This window comes from Streptomyces sp. NPDC058464 (assembly GCF_042721035.1).
Taxonomy (GTDB): domain Bacteria; phylum Actinomycetota; class Actinomycetes; order Streptomycetales; family Streptomycetaceae; genus Streptomyces.
This window is the reverse complement of record NZ_JBHXMA010000027.1, coordinates 145,369-166,822: the sequence shown is the minus strand read 5'-3', so window position 1 is coordinate 166,822 and position 21,454 is coordinate 145,369. Positions and strand designations below refer to the sequence as shown.

Sequence of the window (21,454 nt, the reverse complement as noted above, 5' to 3'; positions counted from 1 at the left end):
CTCTGGTACCAGTCTCAGCCAGGCCGCAGGCTCGGGTGCATGACCGAAACCGTCACCACCGCCAACGTACGGTCCCCGTCCGCGCCACCGGCGCTCGGCGGCCCCGGACTGTTCACCGTCCTGCTGGCCGCCGCCCTTCCCCTCGTCGACTTCTTCATCGTCAACGTCGCCCTGCCCACCATCGGCGCCGACCTGCACGCGGGCGAGGCGGTCCTGGAACTCGTCGTCGCCGGGTACGGCGTCGCCTACGCCGTGCTGCTGGTCCTCGGCGGCCGGCTCGGCGACCTGTTCGGGCGCCGCCGGCTCTTCCTCGGCGGCATGGCCGCGTTCGGGCTGACCTCGCTGGCCTGCGGACTCGCACCCAGCGCCTGGACGCTGGTGGCGGCCCGGGTCGCCCAGGGTGCCGCGTCCGCCGCGATGCTCCCGCAGGTCCTCGCCACCATCCAGGCCGCCACCGCCGGCGGCCGCCGCGCGCGGGCCATGAGCCTGTACGGCGCCACCGCCGGCCTCTCCATGGTCGCCGGGCAGATACTCGGCGGGGTGCTGGTCGCCGCCGACATCTGGGGCACCGGCTGGCGCTCGGTGTTCCTCGTCAACGTGCCGGTCGTGGTCGTCGGGCTGGTGCTCGGCGCCCGGTTCGTACCGGAGACGAAGTCGCAGAAGCCCGAACCCGTCGACGGACCCGGCACCGTGCTGCTCGCGGCCTCCCTCCTCGCCCTGCTCGCCCCGCTCACCGAGGGCCGGGCGGCGGGCTGGCCGCTGTGGACCTGGCTGTCGCTGGCCGCGTTCCCGGGCGTGGCCGTCGCCTTCTACGCCGTGGAGCGCCGCGCCGACCGGGCGGGACGCACCCCGCTGGTCCCGCCGAGCCTGTTCGAACTCGCCTCGCTGCGCCGGGGTCTGGTGCTGATGCTGCCGTTCTCGATCGGGTTCAGCGGGTTCATGTTCGTGATCGCCGTGGCCCTGCAGAGCGGGGAGCACCTGGGCCCGGTCGCGGCGGGGATGGCGCTCGCCCCGATGGCCGTCGCCTTCCTGTTCGTCTCGCTCGCCGGGCCGCGGCTGATCGCCCGGTACGGCAGCCGGGTGGTGACCGCCGGGTCCGTGATCCAGGCGGTCGGCATCGTCCTCATCGTGCTCGCCGCCCGCCGGGACTGGCCGCACCTGGACTTCGCCGGGCTGCTGCCCGGGGTCGCGGTCGCCGGTGCCGGTCAGGCCCTGCAACTCCCCAACGTGCTGCGCCTGGTGATGTCGGAGGTACCGCCCGCGCGGGCCGGGGTGGGCAGCGGCGTGATGGTCACCACCCAGCAGTCCGCCCTCGCCCTCGGCGTGGCCACCCTGGGCACCCTGTTCCTCTCCCTGATCCCGCACCAGGGCGTCCGGGACGCCCTGGTCGTCACGCTGCTGGTCCAGCTGGCCCTGGTGGTGGTCACCGGCCTGCTCAGCCTCCGCCTGCCCCGCACCGTGAACTGACCGGTCCCCGGTTCTGCAGCGCCCCAAAGGGGCGCGGGGAACTGCGCGACCAGCCCCAACGGCGCCGCAGCCGCCAGACGACCCGAAGCGGCACCCCCAGCGGCGCACTCACCCGCCGCTGCCCCCCAATTCGAACCAGACGATCTTGCCGGTACCGAGCCGGGTCGTCCCCCACCGCCGGGCCAGCCGGTGCACCAGGTACAGGCCCCGACCGTGTTCGTCGGTGGCCTTGGCCTGCCGCAGCCTCGGCAGCTGCGGCACGTCGTCGCCGACCTCGCAGCGCAGCACGTCCGTGCGCAGCAGCCGCAGGCTGATCGGGCGGGTGGCGTGCCGCACCGCGTTGGTGACGATCTCGCTGACCAGCAGCTCGGCGGTGTCGGTGAGATCCTCCAGGCCCCAGCCAGCCAGGGCCTGCCGGGTGAGCCGGCGGGCCCGGCCGGGGGCACCGACCTCCGGCTCCAGGGTCCAGTACGCGACGTCGCTCGGCGCGATGCCGTCGAAGCGGGCGGCGAGCAGCGCGATGTCGTCGTCCCGGTCGCCCGGCCCGAGCATGTCGAGCACCTCGTCGCACAGGGCCTCCAGCGGCGGGGGCCGGTCGGGGCCGGTCAGCTGGGCGGTGGCGGCGAGCTTCTCGCGCAGCTGCTCGATGCCGGTCCACACGTCGCGCAGCCGGGACTCGACCAACCCGTCGGTGTACAACAACAGCGTCGCACCGGTGGGGGCGTCCAGCTCCACCGCCTCGAAGTCGATGCCGCCGACGCCGATCGGGGCGCCCGGCGGCACCGCGAGGACCTCGGTCTTGCCGCCCGGATAGAGCAGGATCGGCGGCGGATGGCCGGCGTTGGCGATGGTCATGCGGTGCGAGACGGGGTCGTACACGACGTACAGGCAGGTGGCCATGCGGTCGGTGCCGAGTCGCTGGGCCTGTTCGTCGAGGTGGTGCAGCACCTCCTGCGGGGGCAGGTCGAGGCCGGCCAGGGTCAGCGCGGTGGTGCGCAGCTGGCCCATGACGGCGGCCGAGGTCATGGAGTGGCCCATGACGTCGCCGACGACCAGCGCCACCCGGCTGCCGGGCAGCGGGATCGCGTCGTACCAGTCGCCGCCGACGCGCGCGGTCTCGGCGGCCGGGAGGTAGCGCACCGCCAGCCGGACGCCGGTGGGCCGGGGCAGGGAGTGCGGCAGCATGGCGCGCTGCAGCCGGTCGGCGATGAACGCCTCCCTGCTGTACAGCACGGCCTTGTCGACGCCGAGCGCGGTGTGGGTGGCGAGCTGTGCGGCGACCAGGAGGTCGGCGGGCTCGAACGCGGGGCGCTCGGGCCGGCGCAGGAAGACCACCGCGCCGGTGACCCGGCGGCGGCCGCGCAGCGGGGCGAGGATCGCGTGCGTGCCGACCCAGTCGTTCAGCGCGCTGTCGGGGCCGACCAGTTCGCCCAGTGCGGCGCGGGTCGGCGGGGTGTCGGCGAACACCGGCCGGACCCCGCGGAGCACCTCGGCGAGGGCGCCGCCGGGCACCACCTCGCTCCAGTCGGAGGCGTCCAGGTCGTCCTGTTCGTCGTCCACCGTCTCCGCGGGCCAGACCAGGCCCTCGGTGCCGGGGCCCTTGAGCCGGTCGGTGCGGCGCAGCCGCAGCACGGCCGGGCCGGTGGGCCGTTCGTCGCCGACCGGCAGCGGGTCGCGCAGGTAGACGAGGGCCGCGTCGGAGTACGTCGGTACGGCGGCCCGGCACAGGCCGAGCACGATCTCGTCGGTGTCGAAGCCGCGGGCGATCCGCCGGGTGGCGGCGCCGACGTAGCGGAGGCGGTCCTCGTCCGGGGCCTTCGGCGCGGCGGGCGGCCCGGCGGCGAGGGTGTCCTCTCGGACGCCGAGCGCGGTCTGCGCCGACAGCGCGTCGGCCAGGGCGATGTCGTCCTCCACGAAGTCCTCCCGGTCCGGGCGCCGCAGGAACACCACCACGCCCACGACGGCGTCGGGGGCGCGCAGCGGGGCGAGCAGGACCCGGTTCCCCTGTGGGAGCCGGATCGCCGTGCCGAGAAGTTCGGCGAGGGCCCCGTCCACGTCGTCCGGGCCCCGGCCGCGCGCCCTGCCGCACCGCAGCAGCGCGGCGAGCGCGCCGTCGGGTGCCACCGGTCTCGACCGCGGGGGCATCCCGCCCATGAGGCCGCCGAGTTCGGGAGGCAGCCCGTCCAACTCCAGGCGCTCCGGCTCGGAACGGCCCGGCGAGCGGTCGCCGAGGTAGACGAACATCCCGTCCGCCAGGTCCGGGACCGTCACACGGTACAGCTCACGGACGGCCTGGTCCGCGCCCTCGGCGCGGGCGATCCGGCGGCCGGCAACGGCCAGGAAACGTTGAGGATCCGGCAGCATCGCCTCTCCGTGCCGGTGGCCGCTTCACACAAGGTCGCTTTCATCTTGAGCCAGGGTCAATTCCCTGTCCAGGGTTTCCGCCGGTAGACCAAGTCCGGCTCATGATCCGGCGGTTGGGACGGAGCGGTGCACAAGGTGCGTTGTCCACCGTGTGAACTCCGGGACGTCCTCGGTAAAACCCGGTGAAGAAGTCCCCGTTGATGTTGGTCTTGCTGCACACTCCTTGCCGTCGGCCAGCCGTCGACACGTGCCGAACAGCAGACCGGGCACAGACTCCGGAGGCGTCATGTCGCAGATCGACGAGAGCAAGGTCAGCCGCTGGGACCAGCACGGCCGGGAACACGTGGTCCGGGTGCAGCGCACGGGTGTGCAGCGCACGATCAAATGCGACACCTGCGGCTGGAGCAAGGGCGCGCAGTTCCTGCCCTGGCTGAAGGCCCAGGAGCACCTGGCCGAGGCCCACCAGGCCACCGTGGACCCCGCGGGCGCCCAGCCCTCGCGATGACTTTCCGCCGGCGTGGGAGTCGTACCGTCCCAGACCCCGCCCACCGGAAGGACGACCGATGACCGTGTCCCCGCTGCATGCCGCCCTGCGCCGCCACGTCGATGCCGGCACCGTCACCGGAGCCGTGGGGCTCGTCGCCCGCGGCGACGACGTCGAGGTGGTGGCCGTCGGGCACACCGACGTGGAGGGGTCCGCCCCGATGGCCCGGGACTCGGTCTTCCGGATCGCGTCGATCACCAAGCCGATCGTCGCCGCCGCGGTGCTGATGCTGGTGGAGGAGGGCCGGATCGGGCTCGGCGACCCGGTGGCCGAGTGGCTGCCGGAGATCGCGAAGCCGATGGTGGTCCGGACGCCCGCGAGCCACGTCGACGACGTGGTGCCGGCGGACCGCCAGGTCACCGTCGAGGACCTGCTCAGCTCCCGCACCGGCTGGGGCTTTCCCGACGACTTCTCCCGGCCCGCCGTGCAGGCCCTGTTCACCGTGCAGCGGGACGGCCGCGCCCTGCAGGACTGGCCGGACCAGGACACGTGGCTGGGCCTGCTCGCCCAGGTGCCGATGCTGCACCGGCCGGGCGAGGCCTGGCTGTACGGCACCTCGTCCGACCTCCAGGGCATCCTGGTCGCCCGGGTGTCGGGCCGCACTCTCCCCGACTTCCTGGCGGAGCGGGTCTTCGAGCCGCTGGGCATGCGGGACACGGCGTTCGCGGTACCGGCCTCGAAACGGCACCGCTTCACCTCCTCCTACTCCCCCGCCGAGGACGGCACGCTGCGCCTGACGGACACCCCGGACGGCGCGTGGAGCCGGCTGCCGCGCTTCCACTCGGGCGGCGGCGGCCTCGTCTCCACGGCCGACGACTGGCTGGCGTTCGGCCGGCTGCTGCTGAACGCCGGCGCCGCCCCGGACGGCCGCCGGCTCCTCACCGCCACCTCGGTCAGCCGCATGACCACCAACCACCTGACGGCGGCCCAGCGGGACAACGCCACCCTGTTCCTGGAGGGCCAGGGCTGGGGGTACGGCGGCCAGGTCGACGTCACCCCGGCCGCCCCCTGGTCGGTGCCGGGCCGCTACGGCTGGGTCGGCGGCACCGGCACCACCGCGCACATCGTGCCGGCCACCGGTACGGTCACGGTCCTCATGACCCAGACGGCCATGACGAGCCCCACGCCGACCCCGCTGATGCGGGACTTCTGGCAGGTCACCGCCTAGCGCCCGCATTACGCCGTTCGAGTGATCCTCCGGGGCGGAAGCGCGAGGTCAGGCACCCGTCGCCACCTGCGGACTTTACCGGGGCGAGGGGCGGCGCCCACCCGCTGCCGGGACGGCTCGGGTCGCCGCCGGGCGTGACCCGGCCAACCCTTGACGAGTCCCCCCGTCACTCGACAGGAGTACGTCCATGCACACCACCCAGCGCCAGATCTCCCGAGCCCTCGCCGCCGGTGCGCTCTCCGTGGCCCTGCTGTCGGCCGGTACCACCGGGGCCCTCGCCGGCGAGGCGAAACCGAAGCCGAGCCCGTCCCCGTCCGCGTCCGCCATGGCCTCGATCTCGATCAAGGCGAGCACCACCTCGGTCAAGGCGGGTGGCGAGGTGACCTTCACCGGCCGCACCTCCGGCCTGAAGGTCGGCTGGCCGCTGGTGCTCCAGCACCAGAAGGCCGGCAAGTGGATCCCGCTGAAGGCGACCACGAGGACCAAGAACGGCAGCTCCTACTCGCTGACCGCCAAGCTGAACACCGTGGGCACCGAGCATCTGCGGGTCTCGGCGGTCGGCAAGAAGGTCTACTCCCCGGCCGTGACGGTCAACGTGACCTGAGGCCCCGCAGCAGCAGCTCCACCAGCGACCCGAAGTCCGCCCCGGCCTCCGGCCGCACCCACTCGCGCGCGTAGCCCGGGTCGTGGAAGCGGCCGGTGGCCTGGAAGACGGCCCGGGCCGCGGCGGCGGGGTCGGGCACGGTGAAGGCGCCCGTCCCGGCCCCGTCCCGGATGATCCCGGTCAGCTGGCCGGTCAGGTCGGCGATGTGCTCGGTGACCGCCGGGCCGTTCTCGTCGGCCAGCACCATGTAGGTGGCGAACAGCTCCGGGTCGACGCCGGCCTTGCGCCGCTTCGCGTCGAACAGGGCCTGCAGCCAGTCGCGCAGCCGGGCCTCCGGGTCCCCGGCCCCGGCCGCGATGCCGGACAGCTGCTCCGAGGTGCGGTCCAGCCACCTCTTCGTCACCGCTTCCCGCAGCGCCGCCTTGGTCCGGAAGTGCCGGTAGACACTGCCGTGGCTGACGCCGAGCGCGCGGGCCACGTCCACCACGGTGGCCTTGGCCGGGCCGTGCCGGCGCAGCACCTCCTCGGTCGCCTCGAGGATGCGCTCGGCGGTCAGGGCCGGGGTCGGGGTCGGGGACGTCGCTGCCATGGCCTAGACGGTACCTGGCGCCGCGGTCAGTGCTCGGTGCCGAGATGGCTCATCTGCACGGCCGGGTAGCGGGTGCCCGCCGCCGCGTCCGCCGGTACGGCCTCCTCGATCGCCGCCAGGTCGGCCGCGTCCAGGGTGACGTCCAGCGCGCCCAGGGACTCGGCGAGCCGCTCGCGGGTGCGGGCGCCGACGAGCGGCACGATGTCGTCGCCGCGGGAGAGCACCCAGGCGATGGCGATCTGCGCGACCGTCACGCCCTTCTCGTCGGCGATCTTGCGCAGCGCCTCGACGAGGTCGAGGTTGTGCTGGAGGTTGTCGCCCTGGAAGCGCGGCGAGAAGGCCCGGAAGTCGCCCGCGCCGAGCTGCCGGTCACGGGTGAAGTGGCCGGAGATCAGGCCCCGGGAGAGCACGCCGTACGCGGTGATGCCGATGCCCAGCTCACGCGTGGTCGGCAGGATCTCCCGCTCGATGTCGCGGGTGATGATCGCGTACTCGATCTGCAGGTCGGCGATGGGCGCGGTGGCGGCGGCCCGCCGGATGTTGTCCGCGCTCGCCTCGCTGAGGCCGATGTGCCGGACGTGCCCCTTCTCGACCAGTTCGGCGATGGCGCCGACCGTCTCCTCGATCGGCACGTCCGGGTCGACGCGGGCGATCCGGTAGACGTCGATGTGGTCGACGCCGAGGCGCTGCAGGGAGTAGGCGGCGAAGTTCTTCACGGCGGCCGGGCGGCCGTCGTAGCCGGTCCAGCCGCCGTCCGGGTCGCGCAGGGCGCCGAACTTGACGCTGGTCAGCGCCTTCTCGCGGAGGGCGGCGGGGGCGGTGCGCAGGGCCTCGCCGACCAGCATCTCATTGTGGCCCATGGCGTAGAAGTCGCCGGTGTCGAGCAGGGTCACGCCGGCTTCGAGGGCCGCGTGGACGGTGGCGATCGACTCGGCGCGGTCGGCCTCGCCGTACATCGCGGACATGCCCATGCAGCCGAGGCCGAGGGCGGAGACCTGGGGGCCGGTGGATCCGAGGGAGCGGGTGTGCGTCGTCATGGCTCCACCTTGGCATGACAGATGACAGATTTCAATATCTGTCATTCCATAGCCGTCCCGAATGGTCCAGACCTATTGACGAGAGGTCTGGACCGCCCGCATTGTCATGACTACGACACCCGCGCGTCCCAACCCGACCCCACCGGGAGGCCCCGCATGATCCGCCGCACCCTCGCCCTGCTCGCCGCGGCACTCGCGACCGCGGCACTCGTCCAGCTCCCCGCCGCCGGCTCCGCCGCCGCCGCCGACACCTGCGCCGTGAAGTCACGGCCCGCCGGAAAGGTCCTCCAGGGCTACTGGGAGAACTGGGACGGCTCCGCCAACGGCGTCCACCCGCCCTTCGGCTGGACCCCGATCACCAACTCCGCGATCGCCGCCCACGGCTACAACGTGATCAACGCGGCCTTCCCCGTGATCCGTTCCGACGGAACGGCCCTCTGGGAGGACGGCATGGACACGGGCGTGAAGGTGGCGACGCCCGCGGAGATGTGCGCGGCGAAGGCCTCCGGCCAGACCATCCTGCTGTCGATCGGCGGCGCGGCCGCGGGCATCGACCTCAGCTCCGCCACCGTGGCCGACAAGTTCGTCTCGACGATCGTCCCGATCCTGAAGAAGTACAACTTCGACGGCATCGACATCGACATCGAGACCGGCCTGGTGGGCAGCGGTTCGATCACCCAGCTCTCCACCTCCCAGGCCAACCTGGTCCGCATCATCGACGGGATCCTCGCCCAGATGCCGTCCAACTTCGGCCTCACGATGGCCCCGGAGACGGCGTACGTCACCGGGGGCAGCATCACCTACGGCTCGATCTGGGGCGCCTACCTGCCGATCGTCAAGAAGTACGCCGACAACGGCCGCCTCTGGTGGCTCAACATGCAGTACTACAACGGCAGCATGTACGGCTGCTCCGGCGACTCCTACTCGGCCGGCACGGTGGCCGGCTTCACCGCGCAGACCGACTGCCTCAACAAGGGCCTGGTCGTGCAGGGTACGACGATCAAGGTGCCCTACGACAAGCAGGTCCCGGGCCTGCCCGCGCAGTCCGGGGCGGGCGGCGGCTACATGTCGCCGTCCCTGGTCTCCCAGGCCTGGAACCACTACGGCACGTCCCTCAAGGGCCTGATGACCTGGTCGATCAACTGGGACGGCTCGAAGAGCTGGACCTTCGGCAACAACGTCAAGGCGCTTCAGGGGCGTTGAGCCGCCCGCCGGGCATTCCGGCGAGGCCCCGGCCGCATCCGGCGGCCGGGGCCTCGCCGCGCCTCGCCGCGCCGCTCCGACGGGCCGACCGGCGGCCGCCCTCCGTTCGACAGGTCCCGATCAGGCCCGGAGAATGGAACTGTCGGCGCGCAGTGTCTCAGGCGGCGCCTGCCGTCGGCCGCGCGGTGCACTCGCGCCGCCGAGGAGGCCCTCGATGAGCACCCGTATCGCCACCTTCAACATGGAGAACCTCTTCCGCCGGCCCACGGCGTTCCAGCTCTCGAACCCGGCCGAGCGCGAGAAAGTCCTCGACGACTTCGCCCAGTTGGTCACCCTTCTCGACCTGCCGGAGTACCGGGAGGACGACAAGACGAAGATCGCCGCGCTCATCAAGACGTACAAGGCCTACGACAGCAACCCGAAGGACCCGCCGGCGATCTTCATCAACGAACTGCGTCCGGGCAAGGACTTCGAGCACAAGCCGACCGGGCTGTTCGAGAAGTCCGGACCGGACGACGACCCGCATATCGAGATCGTCGCCGGCGGCCGCGGCTCCTGGACCGGCTGGGCCGAACTCGGCTACGACGACCTCGACATGAGCGTGGTGCGCAACACCGGCCGGGTGGTGGCCGAGGTCGACGCCGACGTCCTGCTCACGGTGGAGGTCGAGGACCGGCTCACCCTGGAGCGCTTCAACACGCAGGTCCTGGGCGAGGCGCTCGGCAGGCGGCCGTACCCCTACGACATGCTGATCGACGGCAACGATCCCCGGGGCATCGACATCGGGATCCTCAGCCGCCACCCGATCACCTCCGTGCGGTCCCATATCTTCGACACCGACCCGGAGCAGCCCGACAAGAACCTGTTCAGCCGGGACTGCCCCGAGTTCGAGATCCAGCTCGACGGCACCCCGCTGGTGATTCTCGGCAACCACCTCAAGAGCAAGTTCCACGACGATCCCGAGCTGCGGCTGGCGCAGGCGAAGCGGGTCGCGGAGATCTACCGGGAGGCGCTGAAGCGCACCGACCACGTCATGGTCGCGGGGGACCTCAACGACGAACCGGACAGCGAAGCGGCCGAGGTGCTGCGGGACACCGGTCTGCGGGACGCGATGAGCCACCGCACGTACCACGGGAAGCCCGGCACCCACGGGGAGTGCCGCAGCGAGCACGACAAGATCGACTACCTGCTGTTCCCGCCGATGCTGTGGGACAAGGTGCAGTCCGTCGGCCTGGAGACACGCGGGATCTACGCGAAGGGGATCCAGCACTTCGACACGGTGAAGTCGAAGACGACGGAAGCCTCCGACCACGCGGCGCTCTACGCGGACCTGGACCTGTAGGAAACCGCGACGCCCACCCTCCCAGCCGACCGAGTCGGGTGCGAGGGTGGGCGAGAAGACGTAAGGGCCGCGGACCTAGCAGCCCAGCAGGCGGCCGGCCAGGTAGCCCTCGATCTGGTCCAGCGACACCCGCTCCTGCTTCATCGAGTCGCGCTCGCGCACCGTGACCGCGTTGTCCTCGAGCGTGTCGAAGTCGACGGTCACGCAGTACGGCGTACCGATCTCGTCCTGGCGGCGGTAGCGGCGCCCGATCGCACCGGCGTCGTCGAACTCGATGTTCCAGTGCCCGCGCAGCGCCTGGGCGAGGCCCTTGGCCTTCGGGGACAGCTCGGGGTTGCGGGAGAGCGGCAGGACCGCGACCTTGACCGGGGCCAGGCGGTGGTCCAGGCGGAGCACCGTGCGCTTCTCCATCTTGCCCTTGGCGTTCGGCGCCTCGTCCTCGACGTAGGCGTCGAGCAGGAACGCCAGCATCGCGCGGCCGACACCGGCCGCGGGCTCGATGACGTACGGCGTCCAGCGCTCCTGGGCCTCCTGGTCGTAGTAGGCCAGGTCCTGGCCGGAGGCCTTGGAGTGGGCGTTCAGGTCGTAGTCGGTGCGGTTGGCGACGCCCTCCAGCTCACCCCACTCGTTGCCGCCGAACTGGAAGCGGTACTCGATGTCGGCGGTGCGCTTGGAGTAGTGGGAGAGCTTCTCCTTCGGGTGCTCGTACCACCGCATGTTCTCCTCGCGCAGGCCCAGGCCGGTGTACCAGTTCCAGCGCTGCTCCATCCAGTACTCCTGCCACTTCTCGTCCTCGCCCGGCTTGACGAAGAACTCCATCTCCATCTGCTCGAACTCGCGGGTGCGGAAGATGAAGTTGCCGGGCGTGATCTCGTTGCGGAAGGACTTGCCCATCTGCGCGATGCCGAACGGCGGCTTGCGGCGCGAAGCGACCTGCACCTGGGCGAAGTTGGTGAAGATGCCCTGCGCGGTCTCGGGGCGCAGGTAGGCGACGGAGCCGCTGTCCTGGGTCGGGCCGAGGTGGGTGGAGAGCAGGCCGGAGAACTGCTTGGGCTCGGTGAACTGGCCCTTGTTGCCGCAGTTCGGGCAGTTCACGTCCGCCAGGCCGTTCTCCGGGAGGCGGCCGTGCTTGGCCTCGTAGTGCTCCTCCAGGTGGTCCGCGCGGAAGCGCTTGTGGCAGGAGGTGCACTCGGTCAGCGGGTCCGTGAAGGTGGCGACGTGACCGGAGGCCACCCAGACCTCGGGGGCCAGGATGACGGACGAGTCGATACCGACCACGTCCTCGCGCGACGTCACCATGTAGCGCCACCACTGGCGCTTCAGGTTCTCCTTGAGCTCGACACCCAGCGGTCCGTAGTCCCAGGCGGCCTTCTGGCCGCCGTAGATCTCACTGCACGGGAATACGAAGCCACGGCGCTTGCTCAGGCTGACGATGGTGTCGATCTTGTCGGCGGCCACGGTGCTCTCTTCATTACGACGACGGGCGACGAAGCGAGAATGCTTCAGAGCGAATGCTTCAGGTTACCGGCGGGGGCTCCCCCTCGACCAAATCGGTATCGCTTACCGGCCTCTCACCCAGGCTTGTTGACAACGGTTTCCATGTTTGTTGAAAATGACTCTCATGAACGTACGACGAGGCCTCATACCCGCGGCCGCCGCGACCACCGTCACCGCACTCGGCATGGCGACCCTCACTGCCTGCGGCGGCGACGCCACGGCGGCCCAGACCGGCAAGTTCGACGTCGTCGCGTCGTTCTACCCGATGGCCTACCTCGCCGATCGGATCGGCGGCAGCCACGTCCACGTCACCAGTCTCACGCAGCCCGGCCAGGAGCCGCACGACCTGGAGATCAGCCCCAAGCAGATCATCGGGATCGAGAAGTCCGACGCGGTCCTCTACCTCAAGAACCTCCAGCCCTCCGTCGACGACGCGGTCGCCCAGTCGTCGGTGAAGACGAAGATCGACGCGGCCTCCCTGACCACGCTGGAGAAGCACGGCAACGAGGTCGGCGGCCACGCGGCCTCGCACGACACCTCGGAGAACGAGGAGCTGTCCGGCCTCGACCCCCACATCTGGCTCGACCCGGTGCGCTACGCCCAGGTCGCCGAGGGCGTCGGCAAGGCCTTCGAGAAGGCCGACCCGGACCACGCGGCCGACTACGAGAAGAACACCGCGGCCCTGGTGAAGAAGCTCGACGCCCTGAACACCCAGTTCAAGGACGGCCTCGCGCACACGAAGTCCAAGGTCTTCATCACCACCCACGCCGCCTTCGGCTACCTCGCCGAGCGCTACGGCCTGACCGAGGAGGCCATCAACGGCCTCGACCCCGAGTCGGAGCCCAGCGCGGCCCGCGTCAAGGACCTGGAGACCATGGCCAAGGCCGACGGCGTCACCACCGTCTTCTACGAGACGCTCGTCAGCGACAAGACCGCCAAGACCATCGCCGCCGACGCCGGACTGAAGACGGACGTCCTCGACCCGATCGAGGGCATCACGGCCAAGTCCCGCGGCAGGGACTACTTCGCGGTCCAGGAGGCCAACCTCAAGGCGCTCCAGCAGGCACTGGGCGCCGAGTGACCCGCCGAGCGACACCCCAGGAGACACCCCGAGCGACACCCCAGGTGACAGGAGACGACGAGATGAGCGGCGAGCCCGTCATATCCCTGCGCGGCGTCACCGCCGAGCTGGGCTCGCGCCCCGTCCTGCGCGGCATCGACCTCACCGTGCACCGCGGTGAGGTCGTCGCGCTGCTCGGCGCGAACGGCTCCGGCAAGTCGACCGCGATCCGCACGATCATCGGCCAGGTCCCGGTGAGCGGCGGCGAGATATCCCTGTTCGGCACCCCGCGCCGCACCTTCCGGGACTGGTCGCGGGTCGGCTACGTCCCGCAGCGCACCACCGCGGCGGGCGGGGTCCCCGCCACGGTCACCGAGGTCGTCTCCGCCGGCCGCCTCTCCCGCACCCGCTTCGGCCTCTTCCGCAAGGCCGACCACGCGGCCGTCCGGCAGGCCCTGGACCTGGTCGGCATGGCGGACCGGGCCAAGGACAACGTGGAGGCGCTCTCCGGCGGCCAGCACCAGCGGGTGCTGATCGCCCGCGCGCTGGTCGCCGAGCCCGAGTTGCTGATCATGGACGAGCCGATGGCGGGCGTCGACCTGGCCAGCCAGGAGATCCTCGCGCAGACGCTGCGCGAACAGGTCGAGCGCGGCATCACGGTCCTCCTCGTCCTGCACGAGCTGGGCCCGCTGGAGCCGCTGATCGACCGCGCGGTGGTCCTCCGCGACGGCTGCGTCCTGCACGACGGCCCGCCCCCGCGGGCTCTCGGCCAGCACGCCCTCCCCGGCCACGACCACGTCCACCCCCACGACGAGCACACACCACTGCGCACGGGACTGCTGAGCTGATGGACTTCCTGAACTACGCCTTCATGCAGCGGGCCCTGCTCGCCGCCGTCCTGGTCGGCATCACCGCCCCCGCCGTCGGCATCTACCTCGTCCAGCGCCGCCAGGCCCTGATGGGCGACGGCATCGGCCACGTCGCGATGACCGGCGTCGGCCTCGGCTTCCTGCTCTCGACGTCCCCGGTCTGGATGGCGACGGCGGTCTCGGTGCTGGGCGCGATCGTCATGGAACTGATCCGCTGGTACGGCCGCACCCGCGGCGACATCGCCCTCGCGATGCTCTTCTACGGCGGCATGGCCGGCGGCGTGATGCTGATCAACCTCGCGCCGGGCGGCTCCAACGCCAACCTGATGTCGTACCTCTTCGGCTCGCTGTCGACGGTGTCCGAGTCGGACGTGACCGCGATCTGCCTGCTGGCGGCCTTCGTCCTGCTGGTCACCCTCGGCCTGCGCCGGCAGCTGTTCGCGGTCAGCCAGGACGAGGAGTTCGCGCGGGTGACCGGCCTGCCGGTGCGGGCGCTGAACCTGCTGACGGCGATCACGGCGGCGGTGACCGTGACGGTCGCGATGCGCGTGGTCGGCCTGCTGCTGGTCTCCGCGCTCATGGTCGTCCCCGTCGCCGCGGCCCAGCAGCTGAGCCGCAGCTTCGCGGCCACGTTCGCGATCGCCGTCGCGATCGGTGTGACGGTGACGATCGGGGGCACGATCACGTCGTACTACCAGTACGTCCCGCCGGGCGCGACGATCGTCCTGCTGACCATCGCGGCGTTCGTCGCGCTGAGCGTGCTGGCCACCCCGCTGGCCCGCCGACGCGCCCGCGCGGCCGCCGCGCGACGGCCCGCCGGGGATCCGGCGGAGTGCGCGATTCCGGCCAGCAGAGAGGCCGCCGACGAGGTCGGCGTCTGAACGCCCTCGGCCCGGGCTGGCACAATGGCCCGGCAGAGGCAGTGACGTGAGGAGGCAACCGGTGACGACCGCTGGACCGCCCGTGAAGGGCCGCTCGACCCGCCAGCGGGCAGCCGTGGCGGCGGCCCTGGACGAGGTCGAGGAGTTCCGCAGCGCGCAGGAACTGCACGACATGCTCAAGCACAAGGGCGACTCGGTCGGCCTGACCACGGTCTACCGCACGCTCCAGAACCTCGCCGACGCCGGTGAGGTGGACGTCCTGCGCACGTCCGACGGCGAGTCGGTGTACCGCCGCTGCTCCACGGGCGAGCACCACCACCACCTGGTCTGCCGCGTGTGCGGCAAGGCGGTGGAGGTGGAGGGGCCGGCCGTGGAGAAGTGGGCGGAGGCGATCGCCGCGGAGCACGGGTACGTCAACGTGGCCCACACCGTGGAGATCTTCGGCACGTGCGCGGACTGCGCCGCGGGGTGCGCCGCAGGCTGAGCCGACATGTCGGCCGCGGGCCGGTGGGGGCTGCTCGCGCAGTTCCCCGCGCCCCTTACGGGGCGCTTCACAGCTACCCGGCTACGCCGGTGAGCGTCCCCACCCCGCTCAGCTTCTGTCGAAGCAGCGCTCCAGTTCGTTCAGGTCGTAGAACTTGCTGTGCTTCGAGATCGGCTTGCAGCCTGCCTTGAAGGCGATCTCCTTCTCGTTGTAGAGCATGCGGACGAGGTAGTCGTCGCCCTTCTTGAAGACGTCCCACTGGATGTCGGAGGCCAGCGAGGCCACCTCGGCGCCGCGCCACGGGTTGTTGGCGTACGTGTACGTCTCGCCCGGCGTCGCCGCCTTCTCGCTGCCCGGCAGCTGCATCAGCGCCGCCAGCGGGATGATCTCCTCGGCGTGGGTGAAGCGGAGCTCCGCGCCCAGCGTGCTGGTGCCGTCCCGCTTGGCCTCGACCTGCTTGAAGAGGTCGTCGAGGAGGACGTCCGCCATCTTGTAGGTGATGTCGCTGTCCGAGAAGCTCGGGCCCTTCTCGTAGAAGTCCTCGGCGTCGCTGAGGTAGCCGAACCAGGCCGCGTCGCGCGGGGCGATGTAGCGGTCGAAGTCCCAGCCCTTGCCGTCCGGGCTCTCCTCGCTCATGGCGGGCGCGATGGCGTAGAGGTTGTAGACGGCGGTGGCGGCGGTGATGTCGTCGGCGGTGGCGGCGAACTCGCCGTTCACGATGCGCTGCACGAACGCCGGCTTGAAGATCCTGCCGAGGACCCGGGCCGCCGCCTTGTGCGTGGCCGGCTGGTCGGTGACCGCCGTCAGGGTCGAGGCGAGGCGCTCGTCGCTCGCCAGCCACTTCTGGTAGTCGGCGCCGCCGGCCGACTTGTGGAAGTAGAGGAGGTTCTTGTCGACGCGCGCGGTGCCGAGCGACGCCTTCAGCGCCGGGTCGGCGTCGGTGAGGGCGGTGGAGAAGACCGTACCGCTGTCGACCGCGCGGCCCTGACCGGAGCTGACGACGTCGATCTTCTCGCCGTTCGCGGCGATGGAGGAGAAGAGGGACGGCAGGCGCTTCTCCAGGCGGACCGCCGTGGCGCGGAGTTCGTCCTTGCCGCGGCCGCTGAGGTTGCCGTACCCGATCGCGCTCATGGCCGCTTCGAGGGCCTGCACGTCCGGGCCGAACTTCTTGCCGCGCGCGGTGAGTTGGCCGTCGGCCCGGGCCTGGTTCCAGAGCGCGAGGATCGTGTCGCCGTCCTCGCCGTCCGTCGCGGAGCGGGAACCGTGCCGGGAGACGTTCTCGGTGAAGACGGCGGTGTAACCGGTGGGCGGCTGCTGGTAGGTGCGCGGGTTCTGGCCGGGGGCGTAGACGGCCTTGGTGCCGTAGCTGTCACGGTGGGCGAGCCCGGAGTCCGTGGCGTGCGCGGGCAGCGCGGTGAGGAGCAGGGCGCCGAGGGTCAGGACGGGGATGACGCGCTTCATGAGGACCGTTCCAGAGGCGGGAGACCGGGGGGCCGGGGATGGATCTTCCGCATCCTCGACGGCCCTCGTGAACGGCGCGTGACCGTCAGGTGCCGGAGGGGTTCTCCTCCGTGCGGCCCTCCATGGCCAGCAGCTCCTCGTTGGGGATGGCCCCGCCGAACCGCCGGTCGCGGGAGGCGTATTCGATGCAGGCCCGCCACAGGTCGCGGCGGTCGAAGTCGGGCCACAGGACGTCCTGGAAGACCAGCTCGGCGTAAGCGCTCTGCCAGAGCAGGTAGTTGGAGGTGCGCTGCTCGCCACTGGGCCGCAGGAACATGTCCACGTCCGGCATGTCCCCGTAGTACAGGTGCTTCTGGATGGTCTTCTCGCTGATCTTCGACGGGTCGAGGCGGCCCGCCCTGACCTCCTCGGCGATCGCCTGCACCGCGTCGGCGATCTCGGCCCGGCCGCCGTAGTTCATGCAGAAGTACAGGGTGAGCAGGTCGTTGCCCTTGGTCTGCTCCTGGGCGACCAGGAGCTCCTTGGCGACCGACTTCCACATCCTGGGCATCCGGCCCGCCCAGCGCACCCGGATGCCGAGTTCGTCGAGCTGGTCGCGGGTCTTGCGGATGAAGTCGCGGTTGAAGTTCATCAGGAAGCGGACCTCTTCGGGCGAGCGCTTCCAGTTCTCGGTGGAGAAGGCGTACAGGGAGATGTTGCGGACGCCGATCTCGATGGAGCCCTGCAGGACGTCGAGGACGCGCTCGGCGCCGACCTTGTGGCCCTCGGTGCGCGGCAGCCCGCGGTCCTTCGCCCAGCGGCCGTTCCCGTCCATGACGATGGCGACGTGGTTCGGGACCAGCTCGCCCGGGAGCTTCGGCGGGCGGGCACCGGACGGGTGCGGCTCCGGCGCCTTGTACTCGCGGCGCTGGCGCCCCAGGATCCCGCGTACGACCATGTGCTTCTCGTCTCCCTCTGGCTTTTCTCTACTGGCTTTTCCACTAGCTTTTCTCTACGTACCTGAGCGAGCGCAGTCCGCGCTCCAGATGCCAGTGCAGATAGGCGGACACCAGCCCGCTGCCCTCCCGGACGTACCGTGCCTCGGCCGCGTCCGCGGTCTCCCAGTCTCCCGTAAGCAGCGCGCCGAGCAGAACCAGGGCCTGCGGCGAGGGTACGACGCTGCCGGGCACCCGGCAGTCGACGCAGACGGTGCCGCCGGAGCCGACCGAGAAGAAGCGGTTCGGGCCGGGCATGCCGCACTTGGCACAGGCGTCGAAGCTGGGCGCGTAGCCGTTGACGGCGAGGGAGCGCAGCAGGAAGGCGTCCAGGACGAGATGCGGGGCGTGCTCGCCCCGGGCGAGGGTCCTGAGCGCCCCCACCAGCAGCAGGTACTGCTGCACCGCGGGCTCGCCCTCGTGGTCCGTGAACCGTTCGGCGGTCTCCAGCATGGCCGTCCCGGCGGTGTACCGCGCGTAGTCGGTGACGATCCCGCCGCCGTACGGCGCGATGGTCTCGCTCTGCGTGCAGAGCGGCAGCCCGCGTCCGACCAGCTCGCTCCCGCGGGCGAAGAACTGCACGTCGACATGGGAGAACGGCTCCAGCCGGGCCCCGAACTTCGACTTGGTCCGCCGCACCCCGCGGGCCACGGCCCGCACCCGGCCGTGTCCGCGGGTGAGCATCGTGATGATGCGGTCCGCCTCACCCAGCTTCTGGGTGCGCAGCACGATGCCGTCGTCGCGGAACAGGCTCATGGCCCCATTCTGCCCTGCCGCGGAATGGGGCGGTTCCGCGACGGAACCTTCAGGGGGCCTCGCCGCGGCTGCGGGCGTCGGCGTGGGCGGTGGCCGCGCCGAGCCGTTCGGCCTGGGTGGCGACGCGTACGGCGTCCGGGTGCGCGTCCCACTCCCGTCCTCCCCCGTACGGCCGCAACTGCACGTAGGGTCCCTCGTGGCCCATGACGATGCCCAGCCGTCCGGTACGGGTGTCGACGGCGCAGGAGCCGATGGGGAGGTTCATCGCGTTCACCTCACCTGGCTCCCCCGCCCCTGGGAATTTCACGCTTCGCATCACCGATGTGGCGCTGCGTGCCTAGACTCGGCCGGAGTCTGTCCCGGGTCCCAGGCCTCCCGGGGCCCCGTGAGGCCTCCGTGCCGGCTACATCAGGCCCGCGCCCGCGAGGTACTTCGCCACGCACTCCGTCTCCTCCTGCGACAGCGGCACCTGGGGCTCGGCCGTGGCCGGGCAGTCGATCACCCCGCGCAGGTGCAGGGCCGCCTTGAACGCGCCCAGCCCCGCCGAGCTGCCGCCCATCCGGGCCGGGTTCCCGACGCCGGTCATCCGGAAGAGCGCGCACAGCCGCTCCTGTTCCGCGCGCGCCCGGTCCCAGTCGCCCGCGCGGCAGAGGCGGTGCAGGCGGACGTAGCCGTCCGGGTCGACGTTGGCGAGGCCCGGCACGGCCCCGTCGGCGCCCAGCGCGAGGGCCGAGTCGACGGTCAGTTCGGAACCCGTCAGCGCGCTGAAGCCGGACAGGCCCCTGCTGCCCGTGACGACCTCGCGGAAGCCCGCCAGGTCGCCGCTGGAGTCCTTCAGCCCGGCCAGCACCCCGTCACCGGCCAGTTCGAGGACCAGGTCGGCGGGGAGCTTGGTGTGGACGGCGACCGGGATGTCGTACGCGATGACCGGGACCGGCGACCGTTCGGCGACCAGGCGGAAGTGGCGGGCGATCTCGGCGGGGTGGGTGCGGGTGTAGAAGGGGGCGGTGACGACGACCGCGTCCGCGCCGGCCGCGGCGACGGACGCGACGTGGTCCAGGACCCGGGGAGTCGTCATGTCGACGACGCCGGCCAGGACCGGCAGTCGGCCGGCCACGTGGGCGACCACCGTCTCCGTGACCAGCCTGCGCTGCCGGTCCGTCAGGTACGCCACCTCCGAGGTCGAGCCGAGCACGAACAGCCCGTCCACCCCGGCCGCCGTCAGATGGTCGACGAGCCTGCGCAGGGAGGGGACGTCCACCTCGCGGTCCGGTGTCAGGGGCGTGCAGACGGGCGGTACGACACCGGTCAGCGGGGCGGAAAACGTCATCTGGTCTCCCTGGGCGGGCTGTGGCTCGGCTGGTCCTCCTCCAACGGATGGTGACAGCGGTAGCGGTGGCCGGGGCGTGACGCGGCCGTGAAGTCAGGCATGCGGACGGCACACTCGTCGTCCGCCCGCCAGCAGCGGGTGCGGAACGGGCACCCGGACGGCGGCCGGGTCGCCGAGGGCACCGGGCCGGTGAGCGGGATGGGGTCGATCGGGTTCAGCAGGCCCGGGGTGGCCGAGAACAGGGCCCGGGTGTACGGGTGCAGGGCGTGGTCGGTGACGTCGGCGGCCGGGGTGTCCTCGACGATCCGGCCCAGGTACATGGTGATCACCCGGTCGCTCATCCGCCGTACCGTCTGGATGTCGTGGGAGACGAAGACCAGGGCGAGGCCGAGGCGTTCGCGCAGGTCGAGGAGGAGGTTGAGGATCTGGGCGCGGACGGAGACGTCCAGGGCGCTGGTGGGCTCGTCGGCGACCACCAGGCCGGGGTCCAGGGCGAGCGCCCGGGCGATCGCGACGCGCTGCCGCTGGCCGCCGGAGAGCTGGCCGGGGAGGGCCTCGGCGAGCGCCCGGGGTAGCCCGACCAGGCCCATCAACTCCCGTACCCGGTCCTCCCGTTCGGCCTTCGTGCCGCGCTCGTGGACGTCCAGCGGGTCGCGGAGGATCCTGCGCACCGGCAGCCGGCGGTTGAGGGCCGTCGACGGGTCCTGGAAGACCACGCCGGTGCTCGCGCCGACGGCCGACCGGCGTTCGCCCGGTGTCATCGACCACAGGTCCCGGCCGTGGAAGGTGACCGTGCCGGCGGTCGGCCGCTCGATCCCCACCAGCACCTTCGCCAGGGTCGACTTCCCGCACCCCGACTCGCCGACCACGCCGACCGTCTCACCGGCCGCCACGGTGAGGTCGGCGCCGGTCAGCGCGTACACCCGGTCCCGGCCGAAGAGGCCCCCGCCGCGGGCCCTGTGGACCACATGGACGCCGGACAGCTGGACCGCGCTCATGTCACCGCCTCCGTGCTCGCCGCCGGGTCGACGGCCGGGTGGTGGCAGGCCGCGGTGTGGACGGGGCCGCCGACGAGGGCCGGTGGTGTCGTACGGCAGACGTCGGTCGCCGCCGGGCAGCGGTCGCTGAAGCGGCAGCCCGCCGGGAAGTCGGCGGGGGACGGCACCACGCCCCTGATCTGGGTGAGCCGCTCCGCCCCGGACTCCAGGGACAGCACGCTGCCGAGCAGGCCGCGCGTGTAGTGGTGGGCGGGGGCGGCGACCAGCTCCGCGGTGACGCCGGTCTCGACGAGCTGACCGCCGTACATCACCACCACCCGGTCGGTGACGTCCGCGACCAGGGCGAGGTCGTGGGAGACCAGGATCAGCGCGAAACCGAGTTCCTCGCGGAGGCGGAGGAGGAGTTCCATCACCTGGGCCTGGACGGTGACGTCGAGGGCGGTGGTCGGTTCGTCGGCGATGATCAGGCGGGGGTCGCGGGAGAGGGCCATCGCGATGAGGACGCGCTGGCGCTGGCCGCCGGAGAGTTCGTGGGGGTAGGCGGGGAGCGTGCGGGTGGGGTCGAGGCCGACGAGGGTGAGGAGCTCGGCGGGTGGCCGGTGGCCGCCGCGCCGTGTGAGTTGTTTGAGCTGGGCGTTGACCGTCATGGAGGGGTTCAGGGAGGACAGGGCGTCCTGGTAGACCATCGCGATCTCGTGGCCGAGGAGGCGGGGGTGGGGGGTGGTGAGGTCGGTGGGCGGCTGCGGGTGGGTGGGGGCTGGTCGCGCCCGCGCGGCGGTAGCCGCATATTCAGTACAGCCCCGGGGGGGGGGGGGGGGGGGGTGCG

21 protein-coding genes are annotated in these 21,454 nt (G+C 71.7%); 10 read left to right on the top strand and 11 right to left on the bottom strand.

Translation table 11 applies throughout. The features are described from left to right. The first annotated feature begins 39 nt into the window (after nt 1-39). Nucleotides 40-1,467 (top strand): MFS transporter, encoded by a 1,428-nt coding sequence (locus ACFWPQ_RS32150; protein ID WP_384042428.1) that lies wholly within the window; start codon nt 40-42, stop codon nt 1,465-1,467. 108 nt (nt 1,468-1,575) lie between these two features. On the opposite strand, the gene ACFWPQ_RS32145 is transcribed toward ACFWPQ_RS32150, so the two are convergent. Continuing rightward, entirely contained in the window at nt 1,576-3,831 is a 2,256-nt protein-coding gene (locus tag ACFWPQ_RS32145) for a SpoIIE family protein phosphatase (protein ID WP_384042425.1), read from the bottom strand. 286 nt (nt 3,832-4,117) lie between these two features. Between ACFWPQ_RS32145 and ACFWPQ_RS32140 the strand changes: the two genes are divergently transcribed. The 3 genes from ACFWPQ_RS32140 to ACFWPQ_RS32130 all read left to right on the top strand — a co-directional run bounded on the left by ACFWPQ_RS32140 (nt 4,118) and on the right by ACFWPQ_RS32130 (nt 6,147). After that, a complete protein-coding gene (locus tag ACFWPQ_RS32140) occupies nt 4,118-4,336 on the top strand; it encodes a hypothetical protein (RefSeq protein ID WP_361299796.1) in 219 nt (72 codons plus the stop codon). 58 nt (nt 4,337-4,394) lie between these two features. Then, complete coding sequence (locus ACFWPQ_RS32135; protein WP_384042422.1) at nt 4,395-5,543, top strand: serine hydrolase domain-containing protein; 1,149 nt, start codon at nt 4,395-4,397, stop codon at nt 5,541-5,543. 187 nt (nt 5,544-5,730) lie between these two features. Continuing rightward, the gene (locus ACFWPQ_RS32130; RefSeq protein WP_384042420.1) at nt 5,731-6,147 is read left to right on the top strand and encodes a hypothetical protein; all 417 of its coding nucleotides are present in this window, start codon (nt 5,731-5,733) and stop codon (nt 6,145-6,147) included. On the opposite strand, the gene ACFWPQ_RS32125 is transcribed toward ACFWPQ_RS32130, so the two are convergent. Together ACFWPQ_RS32125 and ACFWPQ_RS32120 are read right to left on the bottom strand one after the other, a co-directional pair. Beyond that, on the bottom strand, nt 6,134-6,736 hold the full coding sequence (locus ACFWPQ_RS32125) for a TetR family transcriptional regulator (RefSeq protein ID WP_384042418.1): 603 nt from the start codon (nt 6,734-6,736) through the stop codon (nt 6,134-6,136). The genes ACFWPQ_RS32130 and ACFWPQ_RS32125 overlap by 14 nt on opposite strands. A gap of 26 nt (nt 6,737-6,762) precedes the next feature. Continuing rightward, nucleotides 6,763-7,773, bottom strand: coding sequence for an aldo/keto reductase (locus tag ACFWPQ_RS32120; protein ID WP_384042416.1), 1,011 nt, complete (start codon nt 7,771-7,773; stop codon nt 6,763-6,765). A 156-nt stretch (nt 7,774-7,929) separates the two neighbouring features. Here ACFWPQ_RS32120 and ACFWPQ_RS32115 point away from each other — a divergent pair, with 156 nt between their 5' ends. Together ACFWPQ_RS32115 and ACFWPQ_RS32110 are read left to right on the top strand one after the other, a co-directional pair. Next, on the top strand, nt 7,930-8,976 hold the full coding sequence (locus ACFWPQ_RS32115; RefSeq protein WP_384042414.1) for a chitinase: 1,047 nt from the start codon (nt 7,930-7,932) through the stop codon (nt 8,974-8,976). A gap of 214 nt (nt 8,977-9,190) precedes the next feature. After that, on the top strand, nt 9,191-10,318 hold the full coding sequence (locus ACFWPQ_RS32110; protein ID WP_384042412.1) for an endonuclease/exonuclease/phosphatase family protein: 1,128 nt from the start codon (nt 9,191-9,193) through the stop codon (nt 10,316-10,318). 75 nt (nt 10,319-10,393) lie between these two features. Here the strand turns inward: ACFWPQ_RS32110 and ACFWPQ_RS32105 are convergent, their stop codons facing one another. Continuing rightward, nucleotides 10,394-11,776 carry a glycine--tRNA ligase gene (locus ACFWPQ_RS32105; RefSeq protein ID WP_361299778.1) on the bottom strand — a complete coding sequence of 461 codons (1,383 nt, stop codon included), beginning with the start codon at nt 11,774-11,776 and terminating at the stop codon, nt 10,394-10,396. A gap of 163 nt (nt 11,777-11,939) precedes the next feature. Here ACFWPQ_RS32105 and ACFWPQ_RS32100 point away from each other — a divergent pair, with 163 nt between their 5' ends. The 4 genes from ACFWPQ_RS32100 (at nt 11,940) to ACFWPQ_RS32085 (ending at nt 15,109) form a co-directional block, all read left to right on the top strand. Further along, a complete protein-coding gene (locus ACFWPQ_RS32100; protein WP_384042409.1) occupies nt 11,940-12,896 on the top strand; it encodes a metal ABC transporter substrate-binding protein in 957 nt (318 codons plus the stop codon). A 62-nt stretch (nt 12,897-12,958) separates the two neighbouring features. Then, the gene (locus ACFWPQ_RS32095) at nt 12,959-13,723 is read left to right on the top strand and encodes a metal ABC transporter ATP-binding protein (RefSeq protein WP_384042406.1); all 765 of its coding nucleotides are present in this window, start codon (nt 12,959-12,961) and stop codon (nt 13,721-13,723) included. Beyond that, nucleotides 13,723-14,625, top strand: coding sequence for a metal ABC transporter permease (locus tag ACFWPQ_RS32090; RefSeq protein WP_384042405.1), 903 nt, complete (start codon nt 13,723-13,725; stop codon nt 14,623-14,625). Before ACFWPQ_RS32095 ends, ACFWPQ_RS32090 begins: the two co-directional genes overlap by 1 nt. A 61-nt stretch (nt 14,626-14,686) precedes the next feature. Then, nucleotides 14,687-15,109 carry a Fur family transcriptional regulator gene (locus ACFWPQ_RS32085; RefSeq protein WP_384042402.1) on the top strand — a complete coding sequence of 141 codons (423 nt, stop codon included), beginning with the start codon at nt 14,687-14,689 and terminating at the stop codon, nt 15,107-15,109. Between the two features lie 108 nt (nt 15,110-15,217). Here the strand turns inward: ACFWPQ_RS32085 and ACFWPQ_RS32080 are convergent, their stop codons facing one another. The 7 genes from ACFWPQ_RS32080 to ACFWPQ_RS32050 all read right to left on the bottom strand — a co-directional run. Next, a complete protein-coding gene (locus ACFWPQ_RS32080) occupies nt 15,218-16,570 on the bottom strand; it encodes a histidine-type phosphatase (RefSeq protein ID WP_384042399.1) in 1,353 nt (450 codons plus the stop codon). An 85-nt stretch (nt 16,571-16,655) separates the two neighbouring features. Next, nucleotides 16,656-17,507, bottom strand: coding sequence for an isoprenyl transferase (locus tag ACFWPQ_RS32075; RefSeq protein WP_384042397.1), 852 nt, complete (start codon nt 17,505-17,507; stop codon nt 16,656-16,658). A 43-nt stretch (nt 17,508-17,550) separates the two neighbouring features. Continuing rightward, nucleotides 17,551-18,300, bottom strand: a complete 750-nt coding sequence (recO, locus tag ACFWPQ_RS32070) for a DNA repair protein RecO (RefSeq protein WP_384042394.1) — start codon at nt 18,298-18,300, stop codon at nt 17,551-17,553. A gap of 49 nt (nt 18,301-18,349) precedes the next feature. Beyond that, a complete protein-coding gene (locus ACFWPQ_RS32065) occupies nt 18,350-18,565 on the bottom strand; it encodes a hypothetical protein (RefSeq protein ID WP_361299757.1) in 216 nt (71 codons plus the stop codon). A gap of 138 nt (nt 18,566-18,703) precedes the next feature. Then, nucleotides 18,704-19,630 (bottom strand): dihydrodipicolinate synthase family protein, encoded by a 927-nt coding sequence (locus ACFWPQ_RS32060; RefSeq protein WP_384042391.1) that lies wholly within the window; start codon nt 19,628-19,630, stop codon nt 18,704-18,706. Continuing rightward, on the bottom strand, nt 19,627-20,628 hold the full coding sequence (locus tag ACFWPQ_RS32055) for an oligopeptide/dipeptide ABC transporter ATP-binding protein (protein ID WP_384042388.1): 1,002 nt from the start codon (nt 20,626-20,628) through the stop codon (nt 19,627-19,629). Before ACFWPQ_RS32055 ends, ACFWPQ_RS32060 begins: the two co-directional genes overlap by 4 nt. Then, nucleotides 20,625-21,454 (bottom strand): ABC transporter ATP-binding protein (locus ACFWPQ_RS32050; RefSeq protein ID WP_384042386.1); only part of this gene is annotated, 830 nt, incomplete at its 5' end. The genes ACFWPQ_RS32055 and ACFWPQ_RS32050, both read right to left, overlap by 4 nt.